Source organism: Amycolatopsis sp. cmx-11-12 (genome assembly GCF_046269425.1).
GTDB lineage: Bacteria > Actinomycetota > Actinomycetes > Mycobacteriales > Pseudonocardiaceae > Amycolatopsis.
Map to the genome: position 1 here is coordinate 34384 of NZ_JADNQM010000016.1, position 26476 is coordinate 60859.

25 protein-coding genes are annotated in these 26476 nt (G+C 69.0%); 8 read left to right on the top strand and 17 right to left on the bottom strand.

The genetic code is table 11. The features are described from left to right. Positions 1-4: 4 nt before the first annotated feature. Positions 5-2290, top strand: coding sequence for an MFS transporter (locus ACLARN_RS22200; RefSeq protein WP_409493364.1), 2286 nt, complete (start codon positions 5-7; stop codon positions 2288-2290). Positions 2291-2440: 150 nt separating this feature from the next. Then, positions 2441-3109, top strand: a complete 669-nt coding sequence (locus ACLARN_RS22205) for a DedA family protein (protein WP_409493365.1) — start codon at positions 2441-2443, stop codon at positions 3107-3109. Here the strand turns inward: ACLARN_RS22205 and ACLARN_RS22210 are convergent. From ACLARN_RS22210 to ACLARN_RS22240, 7 genes are all read right to left on the bottom strand, one after another. After that, on the bottom strand, positions 3106-3513 hold the full coding sequence (locus ACLARN_RS22210; RefSeq protein ID WP_409493366.1) for a VOC family protein: 408 nt from the start codon (positions 3511-3513) through the stop codon (positions 3106-3108). The two genes, ACLARN_RS22205 and ACLARN_RS22210, sit on opposite strands and share 4 nt — an antisense overlap. A 184-nt stretch (positions 3514-3697) precedes the next feature. Then, entirely contained in the window at positions 3698-4444 is a 747-nt protein-coding gene (locus ACLARN_RS22215) for an SDR family oxidoreductase (protein WP_409493367.1), read from the bottom strand. Continuing rightward, on the bottom strand, positions 4441-5088 hold the full coding sequence (locus tag ACLARN_RS22220; protein ID WP_076156365.1) for a nucleoside/nucleotide kinase family protein: 648 nt from the start codon (positions 5086-5088) through the stop codon (positions 4441-4443). Before ACLARN_RS22220 ends, ACLARN_RS22215 begins: the two co-directional genes overlap by 4 nt. After that, positions 5085-5948, bottom strand: coding sequence for a PfkB family carbohydrate kinase (locus ACLARN_RS22225; RefSeq protein WP_409493494.1), 864 nt, complete (start codon positions 5946-5948; stop codon positions 5085-5087). Before ACLARN_RS22225 ends, ACLARN_RS22220 begins: the two co-directional genes overlap by 4 nt. A 5-nt stretch (positions 5949-5953) precedes the next feature. Then, positions 5954-6760 (bottom strand): ATP-binding cassette domain-containing protein, encoded by an 807-nt coding sequence (locus ACLARN_RS22230; RefSeq protein WP_409493368.1) that lies wholly within the window; start codon positions 6758-6760, stop codon positions 5954-5956. Further along, a complete protein-coding gene (locus tag ACLARN_RS22235; protein ID WP_360095007.1) occupies positions 6757-7746 on the bottom strand; it encodes an ABC transporter permease in 990 nt (329 codons plus the stop codon). Before ACLARN_RS22235 ends, ACLARN_RS22230 begins: the two co-directional genes overlap by 4 nt. Beyond that, on the bottom strand, positions 7743-8762 hold the full coding sequence (locus tag ACLARN_RS22240; RefSeq protein WP_409493369.1) for a substrate-binding domain-containing protein: 1020 nt from the start codon (positions 8760-8762) through the stop codon (positions 7743-7745). Before ACLARN_RS22240 ends, ACLARN_RS22235 begins: the two co-directional genes overlap by 4 nt. 114 nt (positions 8763-8876) lie before the next feature. Here ACLARN_RS22240 and ACLARN_RS22245 point away from each other — a divergent pair, with 114 nt between their 5' ends. From ACLARN_RS22245 to ACLARN_RS22255, 3 genes are all read left to right on the top strand, one after another. Then, positions 8877-9911: a LacI family DNA-binding transcriptional regulator gene (locus ACLARN_RS22245; RefSeq protein ID WP_409493370.1), complete on the top strand. Its 1035-nt coding sequence runs from the start codon at positions 8877-8879 to the stop codon at positions 9909-9911. A gap of 88 nt (positions 9912-9999) precedes the next feature. Next, positions 10000-10869, top strand: a complete 870-nt coding sequence (locus ACLARN_RS22250; RefSeq protein WP_409493371.1) for a LacI family DNA-binding transcriptional regulator — start codon at positions 10000-10002, stop codon at positions 10867-10869. 47 nt (positions 10870-10916) lie between these two features. Then, a complete protein-coding gene (locus ACLARN_RS22255; protein WP_409493372.1) occupies positions 10917-11450 on the top strand; it encodes a GNAT family N-acetyltransferase in 534 nt (177 codons plus the stop codon). Between the two features lie 90 nt (positions 11451-11540). Here the strand turns inward: ACLARN_RS22255 and ACLARN_RS22260 are convergent, their stop codons facing one another. Then, positions 11541-12548: a glycoside hydrolase family 76 protein gene (locus tag ACLARN_RS22260; protein WP_409493373.1), complete on the bottom strand. Its 1008-nt coding sequence runs from the start codon at positions 12546-12548 to the stop codon at positions 11541-11543. A gap of 73 nt (positions 12549-12621) precedes the next feature. Between ACLARN_RS22260 and ACLARN_RS22265 the strand changes: the two genes are divergently transcribed. Further along, positions 12622-14757, top strand: a complete 2136-nt coding sequence (locus tag ACLARN_RS22265) for a molybdopterin oxidoreductase family protein (protein WP_409493374.1) — start codon at positions 12622-12624, stop codon at positions 14755-14757. Positions 14758-14792: 35 nt separating this feature from the next. Here the strand turns inward: ACLARN_RS22265 and ACLARN_RS22270 are convergent, their stop codons facing one another. From ACLARN_RS22270 to ACLARN_RS22300, 7 genes are all read right to left on the bottom strand, one after another. After that, on the bottom strand, positions 14793-15446 hold the full coding sequence (locus ACLARN_RS22270; RefSeq protein WP_409493375.1) for a TrmH family RNA methyltransferase: 654 nt from the start codon (positions 15444-15446) through the stop codon (positions 14793-14795). Between the two features lie 14 nt (positions 15447-15460). Further along, positions 15461-15853 carry a DUF2784 domain-containing protein gene (locus ACLARN_RS22275; protein WP_409493376.1) on the bottom strand — a complete coding sequence of 131 codons (393 nt, stop codon included), beginning with the start codon at positions 15851-15853 and terminating at the stop codon, positions 15461-15463. A gap of 118 nt (positions 15854-15971) precedes the next feature. Then, positions 15972-16535 (bottom strand): orotate phosphoribosyltransferase, encoded by a 564-nt coding sequence (gene pyrE / locus ACLARN_RS22280; protein ID WP_076156393.1) that lies wholly within the window; start codon positions 16533-16535, stop codon positions 15972-15974. A gap of 58 nt (positions 16536-16593) precedes the next feature. After that, positions 16594-19128 (bottom strand): ABC transporter permease, encoded by a 2535-nt coding sequence (locus tag ACLARN_RS22285; protein WP_409493377.1) that lies wholly within the window; start codon positions 19126-19128, stop codon positions 16594-16596. Beyond that, positions 19128-19886: an ABC transporter ATP-binding protein gene (locus ACLARN_RS22290; protein ID WP_409493378.1), complete on the bottom strand. Its 759-nt coding sequence runs from the start codon at positions 19884-19886 to the stop codon at positions 19128-19130. The genes ACLARN_RS22285 and ACLARN_RS22290 overlap by 1 nt, the downstream gene beginning before the upstream one ends. Before the next feature lie 84 nt (positions 19887-19970). Beyond that, complete coding sequence (locus tag ACLARN_RS22295) at positions 19971-20462, bottom strand: PepSY domain-containing protein (RefSeq protein WP_409493379.1); 492 nt, start codon at positions 20460-20462, stop codon at positions 19971-19973. A gap of 54 nt (positions 20463-20516) precedes the next feature. After that, positions 20517-21284 (bottom strand): SDR family NAD(P)-dependent oxidoreductase, encoded by a 768-nt coding sequence (locus tag ACLARN_RS22300; RefSeq protein ID WP_409493380.1) that lies wholly within the window; start codon positions 21282-21284, stop codon positions 20517-20519. Between the two features lie 220 nt (positions 21285-21504). Between ACLARN_RS22300 and ACLARN_RS22305 the strand changes: the two genes are divergently transcribed. Beyond that, the gene (locus ACLARN_RS22305) at positions 21505-21711 is read left to right on the top strand and encodes a hypothetical protein (RefSeq protein WP_409493381.1); all 207 of its coding nucleotides are present in this window, start codon (positions 21505-21507) and stop codon (positions 21709-21711) included. 62 nt (positions 21712-21773) lie between these two features. Continuing rightward, positions 21774-22907, top strand: coding sequence for a hypothetical protein (locus ACLARN_RS22310; RefSeq protein WP_409493382.1), 1134 nt, complete (start codon positions 21774-21776; stop codon positions 22905-22907). On the opposite strand, the gene ACLARN_RS22315 is transcribed toward ACLARN_RS22310, so the two are convergent. Together ACLARN_RS22315 and clpB are read right to left on the bottom strand one after the other, a co-directional pair. Further along, on the bottom strand, positions 22904-23614 hold the full coding sequence (locus ACLARN_RS22315; RefSeq protein ID WP_409493383.1) for a hypothetical protein: 711 nt from the start codon (positions 23612-23614) through the stop codon (positions 22904-22906). The two genes, ACLARN_RS22310 and ACLARN_RS22315, sit on opposite strands and share 4 nt — an antisense overlap. A 218-nt stretch (positions 23615-23832) precedes the next feature. Then, positions 23833-26436: an ATP-dependent chaperone ClpB gene (gene clpB, locus ACLARN_RS22320; protein WP_409493384.1), complete on the bottom strand. Its 2604-nt coding sequence runs from the start codon at positions 26434-26436 to the stop codon at positions 23833-23835. Between the last annotated feature and the right edge of the window lie 40 nt (positions 26437-26476).

Consider the following 26476-nt stretch of genomic DNA (forward strand, 5'->3'; position numbering starts at 1 on the left):
AAAAATGAGTACCACCGTAGAAAGTCCGCCAGCCAGAAACCAGCCACAGATGGACACAGATGGTCCCCGGCTCAGTCACCGTCAGATCGTCACGATCCTGATCGGCCTGATGTCGGGCATGTTCCTGGCGGCGCTCGACCAGACGATCGTGGGCACCTCGATCGTCCGTATCGCGAATGACCTCAACGGGTTCGACCTCCAGGCCTGGATCACCACGGCCTACCTGATCACCTCGACGATCGTCACGCCGATCTACGGCAAGCTGTCCGACATCTACGGGCGCAAGCCGTTCTACATCGCGGCGATCTCGATCTTCCTGATCGGCTCGGTCGCCTCGGCGTTCGCGACGTCGATGTACGAGCTGGCCGCGTTCCGCGCGATCCAGGGCCTCGGCGCCGGTGGTCTGATGTCGCTGGCGATGACGATCATGGGCGACATCGTGCCGCCGCGGGAACGTGCCCGCTACCAGGGCTACTTCCTCGCCGTGTTCGGTATCTCCACCGTGCTCGGCCCGGTGCTCGGCGGGTTCTTCGCCGACTTCGACAAGCTCGGCAGCGTCTTCGGCTACGACATCGCCGGCTGGCGCTGGGTGTTCCTGATCAACGTGCCGATCGCGATCGTCGCGCTGTTCGTCGTCGCCCGCGTGCTCAACGTGCCGCACCAGCGCCACGACCACAAGATCGACTGGTGGGGCGGGCTCGCGCTCGTCGTCGCCGTGGTGCCGTTCCTGATCGTCGCCGAGCAGGGCAACAAATGGGGCTGGGGCTCGCAGAACGCGATCATCTGCTACGTCATCGGCGCCATCGGCGTGGTGGCCTTCATCTTCATCGAGAAGCTGATGAAGGACGCGGCACTGATCCCGCTGCGGCTCTTCAAGAACTCGACCTTCACGGTCGCGATCGTCGGCGGCGTCATCGTCGGCGTGGCGATGTTCGGCGCGATCATGATGATCCCGCAGTACATGCAGGTGGTGCTGGAGTTCTCGCCCACCGAGTCGGGTCTGCTGATGATCCCGCTGATGGCGGGCATCATGAGCGGTTCGATCATCTCGGGCCAGATCACCAGCAAGACCGGTCGCTACAAGGTGTTCCCGGTGGTCGGCACGCTGCTGATCGCGGCGGGCTCGTTCTTCTTCGCGCAGGTCGAGTACAACAGCGCGCTGTGGCACCCGCTGGTCGCGGCCGCGATCATCGGTCTCGGTCTCGGTGCCTGCATGCAGACGCTGATCATCGCGGTGCAGAACGCGGGCCCGCGCAGCGACATGGGCGTCTCGACCGCTTCGGCGACGTTCTTCCGGCAGATCGGTGGTACCGCGGGTGTCGCGGTGTTCCTGACGATCCTGTTCAACGTCCTGCCGGGCAACATCACCAAGGCGTTCGGCGGCAACGCGCCCACCGGTGAAGGTGCGGCGGCGCTGGGCGACATCCAGTCGAACACGAGCGGTATCGCGAGCCTGCCCGAGGCCATCAAGACCCCGGTGCTGATCGGCTTCACCGAGTCGATCACGACGGTGTTCTACGTGGCGGGCGCGGTCGCGCTGCTGGCGACGCTGGTGCTGATGTTCATGAAGGAGATCCCGCTGCTCGGCGGGTCGGCTCCTTCGGCGGCGTCGGCTCTCGAAGGTGGCGAGGCTCTCCTCGAAGAAGAGGAGCCCGCGCCTGTCGAAACGGCCTCCGAGAAGACGGTCGTGACCGCGCCCGTCGAGCCCGGCAAGCACGCGCTGACCAACGGGAACGGCAACGGCGTCTATCGGGCGGGATCCGCGCAGATCAGCGGGCACGTCCGCCGGGACGACGCGACGAACGTGGCGGGGGCGGCGCTGACCCTGATCGACCACAACGGCAATCAGGTGGCCAGGACGCACACGAGCGAGAACGGCGTCTACTCGTTCGCCGGGATCGTGGGCGGCCGGTACACGATCGTCGCCAGCGGTCGCTGGTTCCGGCCGGTCGCGGCGACGCTGACCGCCACCGGCGCCGGGGTGCTGCGCCACGACGTCGAACTGGTCAGCACGATCCTGCTGAGCGGGGTCGCCCGCACCGACGGGGACCGGATCGTGCCGGACGCGCGGATCACCGTGCTCGACTCCTCGGGCGGCGTCGCCGCCGTGACGAGGACCGACGCGGAGGGCAACTACACGGTCAGCGACCTGCCCGCCGGGACGTACACGGTGATCGCCAGCGGCTACCCGCCCGCCACCAGCCGGGTGGAGCTACTGGGCGGTGACCAGGCCGAACACGACGTCCGGCTGAGCTACGACCAGGCGCTCGACGAACTCGTCGAGCACTAGGGGCACGTGTTATGAACGGACCTTTCATAACAAATCCTGTTATGAAAGGTCCGTTCATTTCAGGTGCCGGGTGCGTGACCGGGACTTTCGGACACCCCGATTCCATGGTTCGGCCGCGTGCGGTTCGCCGAGTACACGTAGGCTCACGTCGTGAGTGAGGTGTACACCGAAGCCGCGGGCATCGGCGTGAGCTGGCTCGACACCGCCGGGCCGGTGCTCGTCTGGGTGATCGTGCTCAGCTTCATCTTCGTGGAGTGCGCGCTGATCATCGGGCTGTTCCTGCCCGGCGACTCCCTGCTGTTCGCGGCCGGGGTCGTCCTCGCGCAGCACGGCTCCGACCTGAACGCGTGGCTGCTCTCAGCCGCCGCATTGCTCGTCGCGATCCTCGGCAACCAGGTTGGCTATTACATCGGCCGGACGACGGGCACGAAACTGATCGCCCGGCGCGGCGGCAAGGTGCTGAACCGGCACAACCTCGAACGGGCGAGGGCGTTCCTGGACCGGCGGGGCTTCTTCGCCATCGTCGCCGCGCGCTGGATCCCGTGGATCCGCACGCTGGCGCCGCTCATCGCGGGGACCGCGCGGATGGATCCGCGCCGGTTCGCCCTCGCGACCGCGCTCGGCGGGCTGCTCTGGGTGCCGACACTGGTGTTGCTCGGCTACTACGGCGCCGGTCTGCTGGACCAGCTTCCGTGGGTGAAGACGGCCGCGCTCTGGGTCAGCATCGCGTTCTTCGTGGTGGGCACGGCCTACGGCGTGATCCGCTACCGCCAGGAAATGCGGCGCCCCGCCGAAGAGACCGAAGAGAGCAAGGCCTAGGCGTCCGCCCAGATCTCCAGCTGGATGCCATCCGGGTCACGGAACACGATGACCGAGGAGCCCTCCAGCGTGCGCGATCCCGTCGACGGCGTGTAGACGACGCCGTACTCCGAGAGCCGCGCTTCCCATTCGGCGAGTTCCGACCGCGAAGAGACCTTGAACGCCACGTGGTCCAGACCGGTCCGCCGTTCGTCGAACCGCGGCCGTTCGGTGTCCTGATGTTCGACGAGCACCACCGCGAAACCCTCGCTCGGCGAGCGCAACACGACCTTCCGCAGCCCCGTTTCGGGGTCTTCGCGACGCGTGAACTCCTCGAGTTCGAGCACTCGGGCGTACCAGGGCACGCTCCGGTCCACGTCGGTCACGGTGAGTGCCAGGTGGTGCACAGACATGAGCTTGGACATCGGGGATGACCGTCCTGATCAAGAACTTGGGGGCGCCACCAGGGTGACACAGGGGTCTCCGGCGGCGAGGTGATCCGCCGACTTCCCACATGAATCGTGATATCTGCCGGGAAACAGTGTTAAAAAGTGGCTGAACCGCACGCGGACCCGATATCCGCTCGTAACCGGTCCGTGGCCCCGGGCGTCAACGCCCTCCGCCGACGGTCAGCACCGTCCCGGTGGTGTACGACGCGGCCGGGGAAAGCAGCCACAGCACGGCTTCCGCGACTTCGCCGGGTTCTCCCGCCCGTCCCATCGGAATGGTCGGGGCGATCCGGTCGAGGCGATCGGGCATTCCCGCCGCCGCGTGCAGTCCGGTATGGATCATGCCCGGCGCGACCGCGTTGACCCGAATGGATTCTTTCGCGACTTCTTGCGCGACACCGTAAGTCATCGTTTCGACCGCGGCCTTGGTTCCCGCGTAATGCACCCATTCACCGGGTGATCCGGTGCGCACGGCGGTGGAGGACACCGTCACGATCGCGCCGCCCGCGCCGCCGTACCGGGTGGACATCCGGCGGATGCCCTCGCGGACGCACAGGAAGACACCCGTGATGTTGACGTCCACCACGCGGCGGACGACGTCCACCTCGTACTCGTCCAAGCGGCCCGGGGTGTTGCCGGTGATGGCCGCGTTGGCGACCACCCCGGCGAGTGGACCAAGTTCGACAGCCGCGTCGAACAGCGCCACCACATCGTCTTCCGACGCGACGTCCCCGCGATGGGTGATCGACTGGACGCCGTGTTTCCGAACGCGCGAAGCGACGTCTTCGGCCGCTTCGGTGTCACCCGCGTAGTTGACGACGACGTCATGACCGCGCGCGGCGGCCAGTTCGCAGACCGCCGCGCCGATGCCCTTGCTGCCGCCGGTGACGATGAGAACGCCTGTCATATAGCGAAGTTAACCAGCGGAAGGTTCTCGAGGACCAGGTCGGCCCGGCCGCTGGTGGACGCGATCAGATCGGCGTTGCGCTGGTCGGAACCGAGCGCGCGGCGGCGGGCGTCGACCAACGAACGGCCGTAGCGGCGGTGCCGCGAAACGAGCCGCTCGATGCGCTCGGGTTCGTCCGGCGCGAGGAACCACGACTCGGCGAGGATCGGCTTCACACCGCTCCAAGGGTCGTCCTGCATGAGCAGGTAGTTACCTTCCGTGATGACCAGCGGGACGTCCGGCGTGACCGCGACGGCACCGGCGATCGGCTCTTCGATCTCCCGGCGGAACTCCGGCGCGTAGACCGTCTCGCGGCCTTCGGCGAGCCTCCGCAGCAGGTGCACGTACCCGGCGGCGTCGAAGGTGTCCGGCGCGCCCTTGCGCTCCGCGCGGCCGAGGCGCTGCAACTCCACCTGCGCGAGGTGGAAACCGTCCATCCCGACCACGGCCGCCCTCGTGCCCAGCGCCTTCGCCAGACCCCAGGCCAGCGTCGTCTTGCCGGACGCGGGGGCGCCGACGATGCCGAGCACACTGCGCTGTCCCGGCTTCGCCAGCGTCTGAGCCCTGCTCAACAGGTCCTCGAACACCGGAGGCATGGCTGTCATGGCAGTCCTTTCTTCGCGACCGCGGCCGTCCACGACCTCGGTCCTTCATGCCGCACCCGTTCGGCGGCCACCTCGTTGGCGAACTCGATCCAGCCGGGGACATCCCCTGTGCCCCTGGCGACCGCGTACGCGAAAGCTCCGTGCCAGACGTCGCCCGCCCCTAGCGTGTCACGCGCCTGGGTGACGGGGACGGGAATCTCACCGGAGCCATCCGCCGTCGACCAGCGGACCGGCTCGGGGCCCGCCGTCGTGATCACGACCGGGACGCCGTGTTCACGCGGATCGTCCCCGCGGTACAGCGACGAGCACGCGGCGACGTCGACCAGCGGCAGGAGTTCTTCGAAGACCGGCTTCCAGCTCCCGGCGTCGAGCACCACCGGCACCTTCCGCTCCCGCGCCCAGCGCGCGACCTCCAGGGCGACCTCCGGATGGTGCCCGTCGAGGAGCACACACCCGGGCAATTCGTCCTCTGGTTGCGGTAGTTGCGCGTGCAAGGACCGCAACGAGAGGACGAATTGCGAAGAGGCGTGGGCGTTGCGCGAGACGACGGTGCGCTCGCCGTCGGAGTCGCGCACGACGATGGCGCTGATCGCGGGCGGATCGGGCAGTTCGGGATCGAGATCGACGAGGTCGACGCCGTGCGCCTCGAGGTCGGCGCGGGCGAGTGCCGCCAGCGGATGCGCACCGGCGACCGTCAGGAGCGTCGCCCCGGCGCCGAGCGAGGCCACGGTCACGGCCGCGTTCGTCGCCGGCCCCCCGGCGGCGACGTCCATCGACAGCGAACGCACCTTCTCGCCCGGCGCCGGGAACTCGGCGACGCGCTGAACCTGGTCGACGGTGCACAAGCCCGCCAGCAGCACCCTCACTACAAGCCCGTGTGGACGGCTGAAGCGACCTCTTCGACTTCGCCGTTCTCGCCGAGCTTCAGCGCACCCGTGAGCAGGCCGACGACCTGGTTCATCGTGTGCGTCTTCGGCGAGACCACCGCGACGCGTTTGCCGAGGCGGTGCACGTGGATGCGGTCGGCGATGTCGAACACATGCGGCATGTTGTGGCTGATCAGCACCACCGGCAGGCCGCGTTCACGGATCCGGTTGATCAGATCGAGTACCTTGCCGGATTCGGCGACACCGAGCGCGGCGGTGGGCTCGTCCATGATCACCGCCTTGGTGCCGAACGCGGCCGCCCGCGCGACCGCGACACCCTGGCGCTGCCCGCCGGAGAGTGTCTCCACCGGCTGCGTGATGGACTTGATGTTGATGCCGAGTTCGTCCAGGATCCGCTGCGCGTCGGCTCGCATGGTCGCGGTGTCCAGCTTCCTGAACAGCTGTCCGAAGAGGTCCTTCCGCCGCTTTTCCCGGCCGAGGAACATGTTCGACGCGATGTCGAGCGCGGGTGCGACGGCGAGATCCTGGTACACCGTCTCGATCCCGTAGTGGCGAGCGTCCAAAGGGGACTTGAAGTGGACGACCTGACCGTCCACTTTGATCTCCCCGGCGTCCGGGATCACCGCTCCCGAAAGGGCTTTGATGAGGCTCGACTTCCCGGCACCGTTGTCACCGACGACGGCGAGCACCTCACCGGGGAACAGTTCGAAGTCGGCGCCGTCGATGGCGGTGACCCGGCCGTAGCGTTTGACCAGTCCCTGCGCGGACAACGTGGGTGTCGTCATGACTGCTGCCTCCTCGCGAAACGGTCGACGCAGACAGCGCCGATCAGCAGGGCACCGGTGGCGACGTCCTGGTAGAGCGCGTCCACCCCGAGCTGGGTCAACCCGGACCGCAGGACCGCGACGACCAGCGCGCCCATCATCGTGCCGAGCACCGAACCCCGGCCGCCGAACAGGCTCGCGCCGCCGAGCACCACCGCGGTGATGGAGTCGAGGTTGCCGAGCTGGAAGGCGTTCGGGTCGGCGTTCGGCACGCGGCCGAGCGCCTGCCAGGCGGCGATCCCGACGATCACCCCCGCGACGATGTACACCGAAAGGATCGTGCGGTTGACCTTGATCCCGGATAGCCGCGCGGATTCCGGCGCGTTGCCGACCGCGTAGACGTGTTTGCCCCACGGTGTCCGCGTGAGCGCGTACCAAAGTCCCAGGTACATCAGCAAAGCCAGCGTCATGCCGTAGGTGATCGGGATGCCGCCGAACAGGTAGCGGCGGGTGCCGAGCCATTTGAGCAGTTCGTCGGCGACCGGGACGGCCTGGCCGCTCGCGAACAGTTTCGCGGCCGCGGTGAGCACCGTCAGCAGGCCGAGCGTGACGATGAACGGCGGCAGTTTGATCCGGGTGACCAGCGAACCGGTGACCATCCCGATCACCACCGTCGCCACGATTCCCAGCAGCAGCGCCCAAATCCCGGAGACGCCGCCGACCACGAGTTTCGCCATGATCAGCGTCGCGAGCACCATCGCGGCCGCGTTGGCCAGGTCGATGCCCGCGGTCAGGATGATCAGCGTCTGCCCGAGGGCGAGCGTGCCGACCACCAGGGACTGTTGCACCACAAGGGAAAGGTTGTCGAGATCGAGGAAGGTGTCCGTCGACAGGGAGAACACCACGATCGCGACGAGCAGGGCCAGCGTCGGCCCGACTGCCGGTGCGCGCAGGAAGAACTCACCGATACTGGGCCGTTCGTTGCCCTTGAGGGTCGCCGTAGTCATTTCGTCCCCCAGCAGTTCTCGAGGCCCCACTTGGTGTCCTGGCTTTCCACGCCGGGGATCGGCTTGTCCGTGATCACCGCGGATCCGGTGTTGACGAATCCACTCGGCTTCTTGCCGGTCTTGGCGTACTCGATGGCGGCGAGGACGCCCTGCTCGGCCATCTTCTTGGGGAACTGCATGACCGTGGCGGCGTACTGGCCGTCGCGCACGTTCTTGACGCCTTCGCAGCCGCCGTCGATCGAGCCCATCACGATCTGGTTCACCAGGCCGCGGGCCTGGAGCGCGGCGTAGGTGCCGCGGCCCATCGGCTCGTTCATCGTGTAGACGGCGTTGATGTCGGTGGTGCGCTGCAACAGGTTCTCCACGCCCTGCTGAGCGAGGCTCTGGTCGCCGTTGGCAGGCGTCTTGCCCTTGATCTCCGGCGAGGCGTCGGTCAGCCCGATGCCCTTGAGGAACCCGGTGTGCCGCTGAGTGTCCACTGTGGATCCCGCGGTGCCGTCCACCATGAACAACTTCGGCTGCTTGCCCGCGAGCACGGCCTTCACGTACGCGCCTTGCTGACGTCCGGCCTCGAAGTTGTCCGTGGCGAAGGTGGCGTCGACGGCGGTGTCGGGCTCGGTCGCGGTGTCGAGCGCGATGACCAGCACCCCGGCCTTGCGGGCGCGGTCGATGGCGTCGAGGACGCCGGTCGAGGAACTCGGCGTGATCAGGATGGTGTTCGCACCCTGCTGCATGAGGTTCTCGATGGCCCGGACCTGGCCGTCGTTGTCACCGTCGAACTGGCCGGCGAGCGCGCTGAACTCCGCGCCGTTCGCTTCGGCGGCGGCCTTGGCCGCCGCTCTCAGTTCGACGAAGTAGGGATTGGTGTCGGTCTTGGTGACCAGGCCGACCTTGGCCTTGCCACCACCGCCGGCGTTCGATCCGCCACCCCAGTGGCGTTCGACCGTGCACGCGCCGACCGAGGTCGCGGTGACCACCGCGGCCAAGGCGAGCGCGACGAGACTGCGCTGTCTCATGGGGGATGCCCTCCGATTCAAGGCTGTCCTAATGGACGGGAAGGTAGACAGGGTTATGCTCACTCGCAAGCGTTTGCGCAAACGCTTGCTCGCAGACCTGATCGAGGATTGGTAATGCCGCCGTCACGCTCCTCCCGCCCCACCCAACGCGACATCGCCGAGCTGGCGGGAGTCTCGATCACCACGGTCTCGCACGTGGTCAACGGCACGAGGGCGGTGGCCGAGGAGACCAAACTGGCCGTCCTCCGCGCGATCGAGCAGACCGGCTATACCGGCGACGCCATCGCCCGCTCGCTCGTGACCGGCGGGACGAGGTCGATCGGCGTCGCGATCTCCCTGATCGCGAACCCGTACTTCGCCGTCTTGATCCAGGCGATCGAACGCGAGGCCGCGCTGGCGGGATACACGGTCTTGCTCGCGGACACGCACGACACCGTCGACACCGAACGTGAGACCGTGCGGACCCTGCGTTCCCGCCGGGTCGACGGGCTGCTGATCACGCCGTCGCCGGGTGACGGTTCGGTGATCGGCGAACTCGTCTCGCTCGACGTCCCGACCGTGCTCATCGACCGGCTCTCCACCCGCACCGACGTCGACCAGGTCGGCGCCGAGAACATCCAATCGACGTCCGCGCTGACGGCGCATCTGGCGTCGCTCGGGCATCAGCGGATCGGGATGATCAGCGGCACGGCCGGGCTGAGCACCAGCGAAGAGCGGATCCTCGGCTACCGGCTGGGGCTCGGCCGTTCGGGTTTGACCTGGTCGGAGGACCTGGTCGCCTGCGGGCAGTCCTCGCAGGCGGGCGGGGCCCTCGCGCTGAGCACGCTGCTCGCGCTGCCCGAGCCGCCGACGGCGCTGGTGGTCGCCAACGACACCATGATGGTCGGGGTGCTGCACGAGTTGCGGCGCCGGGGCCTGCGGGCCGGGATCGACCTGCCGGTGGTGGTCTACGACGACGTCGAGTGGGCCGATCTGGTCGATCCGCCGCTGACCACGATGGCGCAGCCGATCGAGGAGATAGGCACACAGGCGGTACGCCTCCTGCTGGCCCGGATCAACGATCCCGCGCGCAAGGCCCAGACGATTCGGATTCCGCCTACGCTCCGCCATCGGGCGTCCTGCGGATGCGCGCTCGTTCACTCACATTGATGATTGTTGGCAGACTTTCCGCTCTCGCGACCGAGCGATGCTCCGTCAGCCGTTACCTTCATTCAAGCTCGGATGAAGGCGTGGACCGATGACCGCATTGTCCCCGGCGTTACCCCTGTGGGAGGACACCCCTGTCACCCACCGGTTCGGGGTGGCCATGGCGATGCACGCGAACCCCTATTCGGGTGAACTTATCCGCGCCATCCGCCGCGCCGGGCGCCGTCACGGCTGCGAAATCACCCTCGCCGACACCGGGGACAGCGTCGCCGAAGAGGCCGCGGTCATCCGCGCGCTGCGAGCGGACCGCGTCGACGGCGTCCTGCTCGTGCCCGCGGCAGGCGACGACGCGGTGATCAACGGACTGGTCCGGATGGGCGTGCCGACCGTGCTCGTCGACCGGATGGCCGGCCGCAACGACGTCGACCAGGTCGGCTCCGAGAACATCCAGGCCGTGTGCGCGCTCGTGCGGCACCTCGCCGGGCTGCGGCACCGCAAGATCGGCTTCATCGCCGGCGAAGAGGACATGACCATCTACGAGGAGCGGGCGCTGGGTTACCGGCTCGGCCTCGGGCGGAGCGGCATCCGGTGGACGTCGCAGCTGGTCGCGTGCGGGCAGTCGACCCCGGGTGGAGCGGCCGCCGCGACCGCGAAGCTGCTCGACAGCTGGCCTTCGCCGACCGCGCTCGTGGTGGCGAGCGAGGCGATGATGATCGGCGTCCAGTACGAGGCGCACCGGCTCGGCATCCGGATCGGCCGCGACCTCGCGATCGTCGGATACGGCGACATGGAGTGGGCGGGGCAGGTGACCCCGGCGGTGACCACGATGGCGCAGCCGATCGAGGAGATCGGGCGCAAAGCCGTCGAACTCCTGCTGGCCCGGATCACCGACCCAGAGCGACGACCCGAATCCGTACGGCTCGCGCCGCGCTTCATACACCGTCAGTCGTGCGGCTGCTAGCTCACAACCCGCTGGTCAGAAGCCCGCCGCCGGGTGATGATGGCGGAATGACCGAGCTGTGGACCGTGCATACCGCCGACCTCGACGCCGCCGTGCTGGCAGCGGCACGCGCCCTGCTCGAAGACGCCTTCGACGGCGATTTCAGCGAAGACGACTGGGAAAACGCCCTCGGCGGGATGCATACGCTGATCTGGGAGGGCGGCGAGCTGATCGGGCACGCGTCACTGGTCCAGCGGCGGCTCGTGCACGACGGGCGGGCCCTCCGGACGGGTTACGTCGAGGCGGTCGCCGTCCGGTCGGATCACCGGCGGCGTGGTCACGGCGCCGCGATGATGGACGCGCTGGAGCGGGTCCTGCGGAAGGCGTACGACCTCGGGGCGCTTTCGGCGTCTGAAGAGGCCCTGGAGTTCTACGCGTCGCGCGGCTGGCTGCTGTGGCGTGGTCCTTCGTCGGCCATGACGCCTTCGGGTATCGAGGCGACGAAGGAGGACGACGGGTCGATCCATGTGCTGCCGGTGGGGGTCACTCTCGACCTGGACGGGGAGATCACCGCGGATTGGCGCTCCGGCGACGTCTGGTGACCCGCAAGTAGTCCTCTACTTGCGGCTTTACCTCCTCGCGCTCGGTCACCCCACACGAAGCGCCGCAAGTAGACGACTACTTGCGTGCGGTCAGGTCAGGGTGGCGGCGGCCTCCAGGAGCATCCACGCGCTGATCTGGACGGACAGGTCGCGCTCAGGCGCGTCGGGAGCCAGAGGCAGCGAAGGCGCCGGAGTCGCCCAGTCGGCGCTGAAGAGCGGCCCGTGCGGTGTCTCGGTGGCGCCGGTCCAGCAGGCGTCGGCCGACCGGATGACCAGATCGCGCGCCACCCCGCTCGGCAACAGCGGCGCCGCGAGCGCCAGATACCGCGCCAGGATCCCGGCGAACAGGCCGCCGTCACCGTCGCCCTGCCCCCGGATCACGCCGTGCGGCGCGACGTGTTCCGCGACCGCGTGGATCGTGTTCTCCACTCTGTCCACTTCGGACAGTTCGAGGCAGGCGCCGAGGTAAACTCCTTGGCAATAGGTGAAAATATGCTTGACCAGCTCACCGGAGTCGACACGCAGGCCGTCCCACACCAGGCCGGTCTCCGGATCGACGAGCCGTTCGGTCATCCACTCGGTCAGGCCCTCCGCGTGCTGCGCCGAGCCTTCGCGGGCGTGGAAGATCGCGGCCGGGCCGTTCGCGGGCGCGTTCTTGAACTTGTCGCCGACGCGCCACCAGATCCCGCCACCCGCGTCGTCGGTCCAGCCTTCGCGCAGCCGCGAACTGATCGCTTCGAGGCCGCCGCGGACGTCCAGGCCGAGGTGCCCCACGCGTTGCAGCGCGAGGCCGAGCCAGGCGATGTCGTCGTAGTAGTCGTTGATCCACTTGCCGAAGTTGCGCAGCCGGAGAGACGCCACGAACCGGTCGATCAGCTTCAGTCGATCCGGTGAGGGATCCCGCAGTTGCGCGTCGACGAGGGTGTCCAGCAGATGCGCCTGCCACCAGTAGTTCCAGTGCCAGTGGACACGCTGACCCACCGAGGGCGGCCAGCCGCCGCGGCCGAGCACGGTCCCGGGCAGTCCCCATACCCGGCGCAAATGCCGGTCGCGGACCGCGCGTTCGGCGGCCGCGGCCCGGTCGGCGAGAGCGGTCATCGCGCCATCATCCCTTGCCCGCTGACATACCGCTCAGTATGTTGAGCTGGTCCCCGAACCCGCGAGGTGCTTCATGACCACGGCGCACGTGACCTGCCCACTCTGCGAAGCGACCTGCGGCCTGGAGGTGACGATCGACGAGAAGAGCCTGGTCACCCGAGTGCAGGGGGACCGCGAGGACGTCTTCTCGCAGGGGTACATCTGCCCGAAAGGCGCGTCTCTCGGCGCGCTGCACCACGACCCGGACAGGCTCACCGCGCCGCTGGTGAAGCGCGACGGCGAGTTCGTCGAGGTCGGCTGGGACGAGGCGTTCGCGGAGATCGACAAGCGACTGCGGCCGATCATCGACGAGTACGGCAAGGACGCCGTCGCGGTGTACTCGGGCAATCCGACGGTGCACAACGCGGCGTTGGTGCTCTACGGCCGCGTGTTCTTCAAAGCTTTGGGCACCAAGAACTTCTACACCGCGACCACGGTCGACCAGATGCCGAAACACTTCTCGTCCGGCTACCTGTTCGGCGACCCGCAGACCATCCCCGTCGCCGACCTCGACCGCACTGAGCATCTGCTCATCCTGGGCGCGAACCCGTTGGTGTCCAACGGAAGCCTGATGACCGCGGCCGACGTCCGCGGCAGGCTGCGCGGGATCCAGAAGCGCGGCGGCAAGATCGTCGTCCTCGATCCGCGCCGCACCCGGACCGCGCAGCTCGCCGACGAGCACCACGCGATCCGGCCCGGCACCGACGCGTTGTTCCTGTTCGCGCTGGTCAACGTCCTGTTCGCGGAGAACCGGGTCAGTCCCGGTGAGCATGTGAACGGCGTCGAAGAGGTCCGTGCGCTCGCGGAGCCGTTCACCCCGGAGGCGGTCGCGCCCGCGACCGGGATCGACGCGGCCGAGATCCGCCGCATCGCGCTCGACCTGGCGGACGCCGGACGCGCCGCGGTCTACGGCCGGATGGGGACCACGACCCAGTCGTACGGCACCATCGCCAGCTGGCTGGTCGACGTCGTCAACACGCTCACCGGCAACCTCGACCGCGAGGGCGGCGTGATGTTCCCCCTGCCCGCCGCGTGGAAGCCGCGACGGTCCTCGCCGTTCACCAGCGGCCGCTGGACGAGCCGGGTGCGCGGATATCCCGAGGTGCTCGGCGAACTGCCGGTGGCCACGCTCGCGGATGAGATCGAGACGCCCGGCAGGGGTCAGGTCCGGGCGCTGGTGACCATCAGCGGCAACCCGGCGCTGAGCACGCCCAACTCCGCGCGGCTCACGGAAGCGTTGCGGCAGCTGGACTTCATGGTCTCGCTCGACGTCTACCTCAACGAGACCACCCGGCACGCCGACGTCGTCCTGCCCGGACCGTCACCGCTGGAGCGGCCGCACTACGACGTCGCGCTGTACACCCTCGCCGTACGCAACGTCGCGAACTGGACGCCGCCGACGCTCGATACGGACATGCCGCAGGAGTGGGTGACCCTGCTGCGGATGGCCGGGATCGCCGCGGGCCAGGGCCCGGACGTCGACGTCGCCGCCTTCGACACGATGGTCGCGGGCGAGACCGCGCGGCGCACCGGCGTCGAACTGTCACTCGCCGAAGGCCGCACGGGCCCGGCGCGGATGATCGACCTGATGCTGCGCGGCGGACCGTACGGGCTGAAACTCGCCGACCTCGAAGCCGCGCCGCACGGCATCGACCTCGGCGCGCTGAAGCCACGGCTGCCGGAGGTTCTCACCACCGCGAGCGGGAAGGTAGAACTGGCGCCGGACGCGATCACGAAGGACGTCCCGCGGCTGCGCGCGGAACTCGACAAGGCACCCGACGGCGGTCTGCTGCTGATCGGACGGCGGCATCTGAGCTCGAACAACTCCTGGATGCACAACCTGACGCCGCTCGTACGCGGTGGGAACCGGTGCACCGTCCAGGTTCACCCGGACGACGCTTCCCGGCTCGGGCTGACCGACGGCGGGCTCGCTTCGGTGACGTCGCGGGCGGGGAAGCTCGAAGCGCCGGTCGAGGTCACGGACGACGTCCGGCCCGGCGTGGTGAGCATGCCGCACGGCTGGGGGCACGACGTCGACGGCATGCGCACGAAGGTCGCGACGGCGCACGCCGGGGTCAACTCGAATCTGGTCGCCGACGAGACCCTGCTCGACGTCCCGTCCGGCACCGCCGTCCTGAACGGGATCCCCGTCGAGGTCGCCCCGGTCTAACGCAAGGACCGCAACTAGAGGGCGAAACGCGGGAGTCACCAGGCGGTGGTGAGGTCGGCGTGCTGCCGGACCCAGGCGTGCATGACGATCCCGGCGGCGACGCCGGCGTTGATCGAGCGCGTGGTGCCGAACTGGGCGATCGAGACGACCAGCGACGCGGTCTTCTGCGCCTCGCCCGAAAGACCGGGTCCTTCCTGGCCGAACAGCAGGACGCACTCGCGCGGCAGCTCCGCGGTCTCGACGGGCTGTGAGCCGGGGGTGTTGTCGACGGCGACCACGGCCAGTCCCTCCGCGGCGGCGAAGGTCAGCAACCCGTTGACGTCTTCGTGGTGGAGAAGGTGCTGGTAGCGGTCGGTCACCATGGCGCCGCGCCGGTTCCAGCGCCGCCGCCCGACGATGTGCACGGCGGCCGCGGCGAACGCGTTCGCCGTCCGGACGACGGTGCCGATGTTGTGGTCGTGCTGGAAGTTCTCGATCGCGACGTGGAACGGGTGCCGACGGCCGTCCACATCGGACACGATGGCCTCACGCCGCCAGTAGCGGTACGGGTCGACGACGTTGCGGCGGTCGCCTCCTGCCAGCAGTTCGGGGTCGTACCGCTCGTCCGAGGGCCACTCGCCCTCCCACGGACCGACGCCGACCTCTTCCCGCGCCACCCATTCGGTGGGGCCGACTTCTTCCGAGTTCACTGAGTGATTGTCACTCAGCCCATGCTGACGCGGTGCGCCGGTGCTTCCCCGTCGTGGTGGCGGTGCCGCCAGCGCTGGACCGTGCCGACGTAGGAGATGATCACCGTCGCCATCGCGATCACGACGACGACCGGCAGCATCGAGCGCGGGAACACCGTGTCGTAGAGGTAGTAGGCGTTGAAGCCGCCGGGCAGGTCGCCGAGGCCCTGCTGATGGCGGAAGTAGTTCTCGGCCGCTGTCAGCGGGCAGGGCCAGGGGAAGACGTTGACGAGGACACCCCATGCGGCGAAGAACACATGCGCGAAGATCACCTTCGGCCACCGCCACGCGAGAAAACCCCCGAATCCGATGAACAGCAGCGCCAAAATGTGGACCGCAACTGTCACGTTCGCCAGGAAACCCGCCACGTCAAACCCCCTTTCACACCCCTACCAGGGACGTTACCCCTCTCGTATTGAGAAACGCTCACGAAAAAACGGGGCATCCTCCGTTCGCACGGAGGATGCCCCGTTCGGGACGCTTTACTCAGGACAGACCGAGATCGTCCTTGTTCAGAATGTAACGGTATTCGAGGCCTTCCTTCTCGATGGCCTCGCGCGCTCCGGTGTCCCTGTCGACGACGGTCGCGACGCCGACCACGTTCGCCCCGGCGTCGCGCAGCGCCTTGACGGCGGTGAGCACGCTGCCCCCGGTGGTCGAGGTGTCCTCGACGGCGAGCACGCGCTGCCCCAGCACCTCGACGCCTTCGATCTGCCGCTGCATGCCGTGCGCCTTGGCACCCTTGCGGACCACGAACGCGTCGAGCACGACACCGTCGGTGGCCGCGGAGTGCAGCATCGACAGCGCCACCGGGTCCGCGCCGAGGGTCAGGCCGCCCGCGGCGACGTAGTCCCAGTCGTGCGTGAGCTGCCGGAGCAGCTTCCCGATGAGCGGTGCGGCCGCGTGATGCAGCGTCGCCCGCCGAAGATCGATGTAGTAGTCGGCTTCCTTGCCCGAAGACAACGTCACCTTGCCGTGCACGACGGCCAGTTCGCCGACCAACCTGGCCAGTTCGAGTTTTGCCGCTTGATCAACCCCGGGGTACGCCACGGCCGAGAGTCTTACACACGGCTCGCGGCGCACGACCGGGGTGTTTCCCGCACTGCGCTCAGTCACTGCCCGACGTCACGGCGTCCACGGCCTGACCGCGCGTGGCCACCCAGGCCGGGACCACGGTGGCCGCCAGCGCGAGCGCCGCGGCGATCCCGATGATGGTCAGGTAGATCAGCGGGGAGCCCATCGGCAGCAGCGAATCGGTCGCCACCAGGCAGAACGGGACGATCGAGCCCGCCGCGACGACGGTGCCGAGCACGATCCCGATCAGCGCGACGAGCCCGCCTTCGAAGCCCGCCATCCGCAACACCTGCGCCCTGGTGGAGCCGGTGAGCCGCTGGAGGCCGAACTCGCGGCGCCGCCGCACGGTCGCCATCACCAGCGTGTTGGCCACCGAGATCACCGTGTAGGCGATGATCATCCCGACCAGCAGGTAGTTCACCCACGCGCCGATGGCCTGGTCCGCGGCGTGCGCCGCGACGAGCGCGTCCCGGTCGCCGACGGACACCGGCTGCCCGGCCGTCGCCTCGCGGAGCCGTTCGGTCAGCGTGGCCGGATCGACGCCCGGAGCGGCGCGGACCAGCATCTGCCCGGCGAGCCCGGCGGTGGTGTGCGGCGCAAGGAGATCGGCCGGGAGCAGCAGGCTCTCGAAACCGGGGCGCTGACTGGTCACCGCGACGACCTTGACGTCGACAGCGGCGCCGTCACCGAGCTTCAGGCTCAGCGTGTCGCCGATGCCGCGATCGAAGTCCTTCGCGAAGACTTCGGGCAGTGCGACGCTCCTGCCGGTCAGCGCCTTGAGGTCCCCCTGGGTCACCTTGGTGTCGGTGGTCGCTCCGGCACCCGACGCGGTGAGGCCGATCGCCGGCCGTCCCTCGTCGGAGTCGTCGTACGGCGCCTCGAGGAACACGGTGCTGGTGACGTACTCGGACGCTCCCGCGACCCCTGGCACGTTCTGGATCCGCTGGACCAGATCCGGTGACAGCCCACCGGCCGCCGAGCCGATCACGGCGTCGGCGCGGACGTCCTCGGTGAACGCCTGGTTCGCCAGCTCCTGCTGGGTGGTCTGGAGGTAGATGTTCGCGGTCGCGATCCCGACGGCGAGCATGATCGGGGTGACCGCGCCGGCCGCCCGGACGATCCCGGCGCGGGTGTTGAGCACGGCGAGACGGCCGTCGATACCGCCGAGCAGGCGCATCGGCCACTGCAGGATCGCCGTCATCACCTTCGCGGCGCCGGGCGTGATCATCGCGACGCCGAGCGCCCAGAGGATCACCGCGGGCCCGGCGGTGCTGGCCGCGATCGGGCCGGTCATCACCGCGACGGTCACGATGGCGAGCGCGGTGCCACCACCGAAGCAGAGCGCGGCGAACACGACGCGCGTCGGCGTCAGCCAGCGGCGGGTGACCGCGGCCTCGGCGAGCGCCTCGGTCGGCCGGATCTTCCCGGCGCGACGGCCCGCGAAGAAGGCGGCGATGAACACCGCGAGCATCGCGGCTCCCGCGCCGACCACGGCGGGCAGCCAGCCCTGGTAGAACCGCAGAACCCCGGGCACCACACCGTTTTCGACCAGTTGGCCGAACAGCCATTCACCGAGGAACGGGCCGAGGACAGCGGCGAGCGCGGTGGCGAGAAGACCGACGGCCAGCGCCTCGCCGAGAACCATCCGGCGGAGCTGGCGAGGGGTCGTGCCGATCGCCCGCATCAACGCGAGTTCCCGCGAACGCTGCTGGGTGGACAGGCTCAGGGTGCTAGCGACGACGAACATCGCGACCATGACCGAAAGCCCGCCGGACACCGCGGCGATGACGATCAGGTTGGCGCCACTCGAATCGGCCTCGGGGAACTCCGCGACACCGCGGTCGATGCCACTCAGGACGGTCGTCCCGGCCGCGGCCTCGGCGACGCTCGCCTGCACCGCTTCGACGTCGGCACCCGGTTTGGTGAAGACGCCGATCACGTCGGCCTTGCCCGGGTAGCCGGAAAGCCTGGCGGCGTCGGCGGTGGAGAAGAACACGGCCGCCTGCGTGATCGAACGCGGCGCACCGGCCACACCCGAAACACGGAAGCTTTCGGTCTTGCCGCGCGCGGCGATCTCGACACTGTCGCCGGGCTTCATCCCCGACGTCGACTCGACGACGACCTCGCCCGCGGCGGGCGCGGTACCCGCGGCCAGCGCGTACGGGGTCAGCGCGGCGGAATCCCAAGCGTGGCCTAGGGCGGGCTTCCCACTCGTCGCGAGCGGGAAGCTCACTTCACCGACGACGTCCGAGACACCGGGGACGGAACGGATCCGGGAGACCAGGCTGTTGTCGAGCCGGACCCGCTCGGGGAGCCGCACACCCTCGGACTTGTGCTTGTCGTCGGGGTCGAGGGAGGCAGGGTCGTTTTTGGGCATCTCGAAGGTCTGAGCGCCGGTGACGAGGATCGGCGCGGCCGCGAGACGCTGCGGTTCCGCGTTGCCGCGGATACCGGTCTCCATGAGGCCGCCGCAGGAGGCGACGATCAGCGCGCCGAAGAAGACGGCGATGAACGTGCCGATGAATCCGCCCTTGCGCAGGCGCAGGGTCCGGAAGGCGAGTCGCAGCATCACGCACCCGCCCCGACCGAGCTGCCCCAGGCGCCCAGGTGGATCATCCGGTCGGCGACGACATCCGCGGTCGGCGCGTGCAGTTCGTCCGCGATGCGGCCGTCGGCGAGGAAGATGACGCGGTCGGCGTACGAGGCGGCCATCGGGTCGTGGGTCACCATGATCACCGTCTGACCGGTGGTGCGGACCGAATCGCGCAGCAGCCCCAGGACTTCGGCGGCGGTGCGGGTGTCGAGCGCGCCGGTCGGCTCGTCGGCGAAGACCACCGCCGGCCGGGTGACCAGCGCCCGCGCGATCGCGACGCGCTGCGCCTGCCCGCCGGAAAGTTCGCCGGGAAGATGCTTACGGCGCCCCGAAAGCCCGACGCGGGTGAGCATCTCCTCGACGACTCGGCGGTCCGGCTTGGCACCGGCGAGCTGCTGCGGGAGCGTGACGTTCTGCTCGACGGTCAGCGCCGGAAGGAGGTTGAAAGCCTGGAAGATGAAGCCGACCCGGTCGCGGCGCAGCTTCGTCAGCTTCGTCTCGCTCATCCCGGCCAGCTCTTGCCCGTCGAGCACGACGGACCCCGACGTCGGCCGGTCCAGCCCGGCCGCGCAGTACAGGAAGGTGCTCTTGCCCGAGCCCGAAGGGCCCATCACGGCGGTGAAGCCGCCGCGCGGGAACGCCAGCGTCACCCCGTCCAGGGCGATGACGCCCTTGCCGTACTCCTTGCGGACGCCGTCGAGCCGGACCGCGTCACCGTTCCACCCAGTGTTCATAGGGAAAACCCTAGGAATCCCAGGTCGGATGCACCCTGGGGTGAACGTGCGTTTCCGGGGTAGGGCGCGCCCTACCTCACCGGCTCAGCGAGCCTCACCGGTCTTGGCGTCCACGGTGACTTCGTGCTCGACTCCCTTGCCGTCGCGGAGCGCGACCTCCCAGACAAGGGCACCGTCAGTGGCGCGGTCGATCTCCATCTCGTCCAGCTCACCGGGCTGACGCTGCTGCGCGGTCCGCAGTGCCTTGACCGCGTCGACACTCGCCTGTTCGACCTTCGCCAAGTCGTCGCTCGGTTTGGCCGTTTGCTGCTTGCCGAGGATCTGACCACCGTCCCGGCTCACGCGCACCTTGTGTTCCTGCCCGTGTGACGCGACCTTGATCTCCCACCCGTCGTTCGCGGGTTCCACGTCGAAGACCCGCCCGTCGGGCACGGCGCCTGCCGCCGCTTCGATCGCCTTCACCGGCTGTGTGCTTTCCCTGCCCGGCGCCGGTGCCGTCGGGCCAGCCGGCTCGGTGGAACAAGCGGCCAAGGCCAGCGTCAGCACTCCGGCCGCGACAAGACGTGATGACCTCATGATCCACGGATACCCGCCCGGCACGGCCCCGAACCGCCATCCTCCCCGCTCGCCTCAGGTGCGGCCCTTGCCGCCGAACCCGCCGCCGAGCTTGCGCAGCACCGCCCTCGGCAGCAGGCCGCCGACCGCCACGATCGCCTTGTACTGCAAGCTCGGCACCGAGATCACCTTGCCACGGCGCAGATCCGCGAGCGCCTCGTCCACCACCTGCTCGACGCGGAGCCAGAAAGCCTTGGGACCGGGCTTGTCCAGCCCGGCCCGCTCGTGGAACTCGGTGACGGTGAAGCCGGGGCAGAGCGCCATCATGCGGATGTTCTCCGGCAGCGAGGCCGCGATGCCCTCGGTGAACGACGTGACCCAGTTCTTGCTGGCCGTGTAGGTGGAACCGCGCCCACTGAAGAAACCGGCGACCGAGCTGACGTTGATGATCGCGCCCTCCCCGCGTTCGATCATCCCCGGCAGCGCGGCGCGGGTCAGCCGCAGGACCGCGGTGACGTTGACGTCGAGCTGACGCTGCAACGCGTCCGGCGGAATGGTCCAGAAATCGCCGTTGAGCCCGAAACCCGCGTTGTTCACCAGGAGATCCACCGGCTCGCCGGTCAGCCGGGCCTCGACCAGCTCGCGTCCGTCCACTTCGGACAGATCGGCGGGGAGGACGACGACGTCGACGCCATGCGCCTCGACCAGCTCCGCGGCGAAGCTCTCCAGCCTGTCGACGTCGCGGGCGACGAGCACGAGGTCGTACGCCTCGGCGGCGAGCCTGCGCGCGAACTGCGCGCCGATGCCTGCGGTGGCGCCGGTGATCAGGGCGGTTTGAGTCATATCGGGAACCTACTCGCCGGTCGGCCCGAGAGGACTGCCTCACCGAGCCATTTCCCGGTAGAATTCGCGCCAGGTGGGAGGGAGTCGCGTTCGGCGCGATGCGTAGAGGGCGCATGGCGGTCTGGAGCCCGAATGCGATACAACGAGGGCCAACCGCTCGGCGTGTCGAACCTAGCCAGCGGCCAGCCGCTCCGGAGTGGCCGCCGGATAGGTGCGCGCCATGTCCTGGCTGTTGGGCTCCTGGATCTCCGTCGGGCTTCTCCTCGTCACTGTTTTGGGCACGCTCGCCCTCCTTCGCACCTTGCTGGCGAAACTTCCGGAAATCGCCAAGGACAAGGACGTCAAAGCCAAGATCCGTCCCTTTCGCGGCATCGACCTCGAACTCACCTCTCCGAAGGAAGAACCGGAACCGGACAAGCAGGCGTGAGTGTCACCCACCGTGGGGACTTGACGTGCATCCGGCAAAGTCGGGAAGTATCGTCCCCGCTCATGGGGAAGCACAGCAGGCGCAAGCCGAGCTACCTGCCCAAGGTCGCGGCCGGTGCCGCGCCACTGGCGTTGCTGTTCGCCGGTCCGGCCACCTCACTCGCCGCCCAGACCGACCCTGCGATCCCACTCCCGCTCGACCACAAGCGCGAAGGCTCCCTCGACCGCGGAGTCGGCGTCACCGGCGAAGGGGACACCACCGTCCTTCGCGGCTTCCTGAACAGCACCGAACGGAACGTCTACAGCAAGGACGTCGGCGGCTCGAAGGTCGTCGCGGACGTCCGCCGGTCGGCGAGCGAGACCGTCGAGACCCGCGACGGCATCACGGTCCGCAGGGACAAAGTCGGCGCGCTCGCCGCGTCGAAGACCACCGAAGCCCTCACGCAAGGCCAGCGGAACACGGTGCGGCTCGACCCCTACGGCAGTGCCGTGGCCGGGAACGAGACCAAACTCGAGCGGAGTGGAGCGCGGCTGACCGAGGCCGCCCTCGACCCGCGCACCGGCACGCCCACCCTCGTCACCGAGGACGGGCGCGGGATCGGCGCGGCCGAGGGGACCTATCACGCCATCCGCCCGCTACCCGGGGTCGGCGTGATCAACGAGACCGACCAGCACGCCGGCGGCGAACTAGGCCGGGCACTCCGGCTCGACGGCGGCTTTTCCGGTGACCTCGGCGGGGTGCTGCAGGCAGGCCGGTCTTCCGGGCACGCCCTCGATCTCGGCGACTTCGCCGCCGTCGGGACGACGTCCGCGCAGCACGGCGACGGCCGCTTCAGGGGTGTCCTGCCCTTGGACGTCGGTTCCGGTACCGGTTTCGACCAGGAACACGTCCTCGGCGGCACCGTCGGTCCGGCGACCGGACTTGTGGCCACCGAGCAGGACGCGCGTCTGGCTCAGCACGGCGCCGCGCTCACCGGGTCCGGCGCGAACACGATCAGCGGCAACTTCGGCGTCGGAGACGTGGCGTCCGCTCACGGCACCACGACGACGTCACTGCGCGGGGTCCTGCCCACCGGCAACCCCGCACAAGCCGGGCATCTCACGCAATCCGGGACACTCGATCTGACGGTGCTCGGTCAGCCGACGCACACCGGCGTCATCGCCGGCGCGCTCCCGCTGGAACTCAAACAATCCTAAGCCTGGGGTTCGACTTCGTCGGCGTCCTCGGCCTGCCAGTGACGACCGGGGGTCGGCGCGTTGTTGTACTCCTCGTCGAACGGGTCCACGATGTCGGCGATCTCGCCGAGGTCGCGCAGCAGCCGCTCGAGCCGCGACGGCCCGGCGTTCGGGGCGACGCTCGCGAGCACCCACTCGTTCTCCAGCCACGCCACGCCGACGTCGCCGCCGAGCGAGTCGGCCGCGTCGACGAGTTCCTGCGTGATCACCTTGCGGGCGCCCTCGGAGTCGTCCGCGAAGGCGTAACGCTGGCCGATCGGGCCGAGCATCTCGGGCATGTCCTGGCGCTGGAACGGCACGCTGGACAGCCACATCTCCAGCGGCGTCTCGTGCACGCGGTTGCAGCGCACGGCGACGACGACCGCCGGGATCTGGCCCTCGGTCTCGATGTCGAAGATGAAGACGGGACGCCGCCCGTCGGAGGTGAAGGTGGATCCGGCCACGACGTTGACCGCCACCTGCGCGCCGAAGTACCCGATGGCGCCGCCGGACCACTGCCGCGGCAACCGCTCGTCCTCCTCGGCGAACTGCCAGCCGCGCAACTCGGCCCAGCGCATGCGCTCGCGATTGCGCGAGCCTTCCTTCGCCCGGTCGGCCGCGAGCAGCCCCAGCCCCGCCACCAAGGCGACGGCGGCGATGACGAACCAGATCCACGCCGGAATACCCACGACGGTCAGGGTATCCCCCCGCGCTCACCGGACGTGATCGCCGGGCGCCGTGTCGCGCCCCCTTTCGGTGCCGAACCCCCGCAAGACAAATCAAAACGTCGACAAATCGCTGTATCGCCAAGGTTTCGGTGCCGTTCAAAGAAGGCTGAAGGGGACTTTCCCCGCATCGCATGCGGGGAAAGTCCCCTTCACCGCGTCTTATGCGGCCATGGTCCCCTTCAGCTCCCGTCCACCCGGGTGACCGTCAGGGCCTCCGACGCCTCCTGGGCGGGAATGTCCACCCGCACCGTGTCGCCGTCCCGGATCTCACCGGCCAGCAACTGTTTCGCCAGCTTGTCGCCGATCGCCGACTGCACCAGCCGCCGCAGCGGCCGCGCACCGTAGATCGGGTCGAAGCCGTTCAGCGCGAGCCACTCGCGTGCCCCGGGGGTGACCTCCAGCGTCAGGCGACGCCGCGAGAGCCGCGAGGCGAGCCGCTCGATCTGGATGTCCACAATGGACGTCAGCTCGTCGGTGCCGAGCGCGTGGAAGACCACGATGTCGTCCAGCCGGTTCAGGAACTCCGGTTTGAACTGCCGCTGCACCACCGCCATCACCGCGTCGTTGCGCTGGCGCTCGTCGAGCGCCGGGTCGGCGATGGCCTGCGAGCCGAGGTTCGAGGTCAGCACCAGGATCGTGTTGCGGAAGTCCACCGTGCGGCCCTGGCCGTCGGTGAGCCGTCCGTCGTCGAGCACCTGCAAGAGCACGTCGAACACGTCCGGGTGCGCCTTCTCGACCTCGTCCAGCAGCACCACCGAATACGGCCGCCTGCGCACCGACTCGGTCAGCTGCCCGCCCTGGTCGTAGCCGACATATCCCGGCGGCGCCCCGACCAGGCGCGCCACCGAATGCTTCTCGGCGTACTCGCTCATGTCGATCCGCAGCATCGCGCGCTCGTCGTCGAACAGGAACTCGGCCAGCGCCTTCGCCAGCTCGGTCTTGCCGACGCCGGTCGGGCCGAGGAACAGGAACGAACCGGTCGGCCGGTCGGGGTCCGCGACGCCGGCCCGGGTGCGGCGCACCGCGTCCGAGACGACCTGCACGGCCTCCTTCTGCCCGACGACCCGCTTGCCGAGCTCGTCCTCCATCCGGAGGAGCTTGCCCGTCTCGCCCTCCAGCAGCCGCCCCGCCGGGATGCCGGTCCACGCGCTGACCACGTCGGCGACGTCGTCCGCGCTGACCTCTTCCTTCAGCATGACGTTCTGCTGGCTGACCTCGCTCTCCGCGGTCGCGGCCTCGAACTCCTTCTCCAGCGCGGGAATCCGGCCGTAGCGGAGTTCGGCGGCCTTGCCGAGGTCGCCGTCGCGTTCGGCGCGTTCGGACTCGCCGCGCAGCTGCTCCAGCTGCCCCTTGAGGTCGCGGACGCGTTCGATCGAGCCTTTCTCGTTCTGCCAGCGCGCGGTCAGCGCCGTCAGCGTCTCCCGCTTCTCGGCCAGCTCGGAGCGCAGCACGGCGAGCCGGTCCTTCGAGGGCGCATCGTCCTCTTTGGACAATGCCATCTCCTCGATCTCCATCCGCCGCACGGCGCGCTCGACCTCGTCGATCTCGACCGGCCGCGAGTCGATCTCCATGCGGAGCTTCGACGCGGCCTCGTCGACCAGGTCGATCGCCTTGTCCGGCAGGAACCGGGCGGTGATGTAGCGGTCGGACAACGTCGCGGCGGCGACCAGCGCGGCATCGGTGATGCGCACACCGTGGTGCACCTCGTACCGCTCCTTGAGCCCGCGCAGGATGCCGATCGTGTCCTCTGTGGACGGTTCGCCGACCAGTACCTGCTGGAAGCGCCGCTCCAGCGCGGCGTCCTTCTCGATGTGCTGGCGGTACTCGTCGAGCGTGGTCGCGCCGACCATCCGCAACTCGCCGCGGGCGAGCATCGGCTTGATCATGTTGCCCGCGTCCATCGCGCCCTCGCCGGTCGCGCCGGCGCCGACGATGGTGTGCAGCTCGTCGATGAAAGTGACGACCTCGCCCGCGGAGTCGGTGATCTCCTTGAGCACGGCCTTGAGCCGCTCTTCGAATTCGCCGCGGAACTTGGCGCCCGCGACCATCGAACCGAGGTCCAGCGCCACGACGCGCTTGCCGCGCAGCGACTCCGGCACGTCACCGGCGATGATGCGCTGGGCGAGTCCCTCGACGATGGCGGTCTTGCCGACGCCGGGTTCGCCGATCAGCACGGGGTTGTTCTTGGTACGCCGAGACAGCACCTGCACCACCCGGCGGATCTCGGTGTCACGGCCGATCACCGGGTCCAGCTCACCGGCACGGGCGCGCTCGGTCAGGTCGACGCCGTACTTCTCCAGCGCCTTGAACGTGCTCTCCGGATCCGCGCTGGTGATCCGCGCGGAGCCGCGCACCTTGGCGAACGCGTCGCGCAGCGCGTCCGGGGTGGCGCCGTGCCGCTTGAGCAGGTCGGCCACCGGGCCGCCTTCGGTGGCGAGGCCGACGAGAAGGTGCTCCGTCGAGACGTACTCGTCGCCGAGTTCGGTCGCGAGCTTCTGCGCGTGCGTCAGCGCCTTGACCGCGTGCGTGTCGAACTGCGGGCTCGACACGGTGGCGCCGGTCGCCGACGGCAGCGCCGCGATCAGCGGCTCCAGCTCCTTGTGCACCTGCGCTGGGTCGGCCCCGACCGCGGTCAGCAGCGGTGCGGTGAGCCCCTCACCCTGCGCCAGCAGGGCGCCGAGCAGATGCGCGGCCGCCACGTGCGGATTGCCGGCCATCGTGGCCGCCTGCGCCGCCGAAGAAATCGCCTGCTGGGTCTTCGTGGTCGGGTTGAAAGCGTCCATCCCTCACCTCGTACTAGGTCCTACGATGCTCTTCTCGACT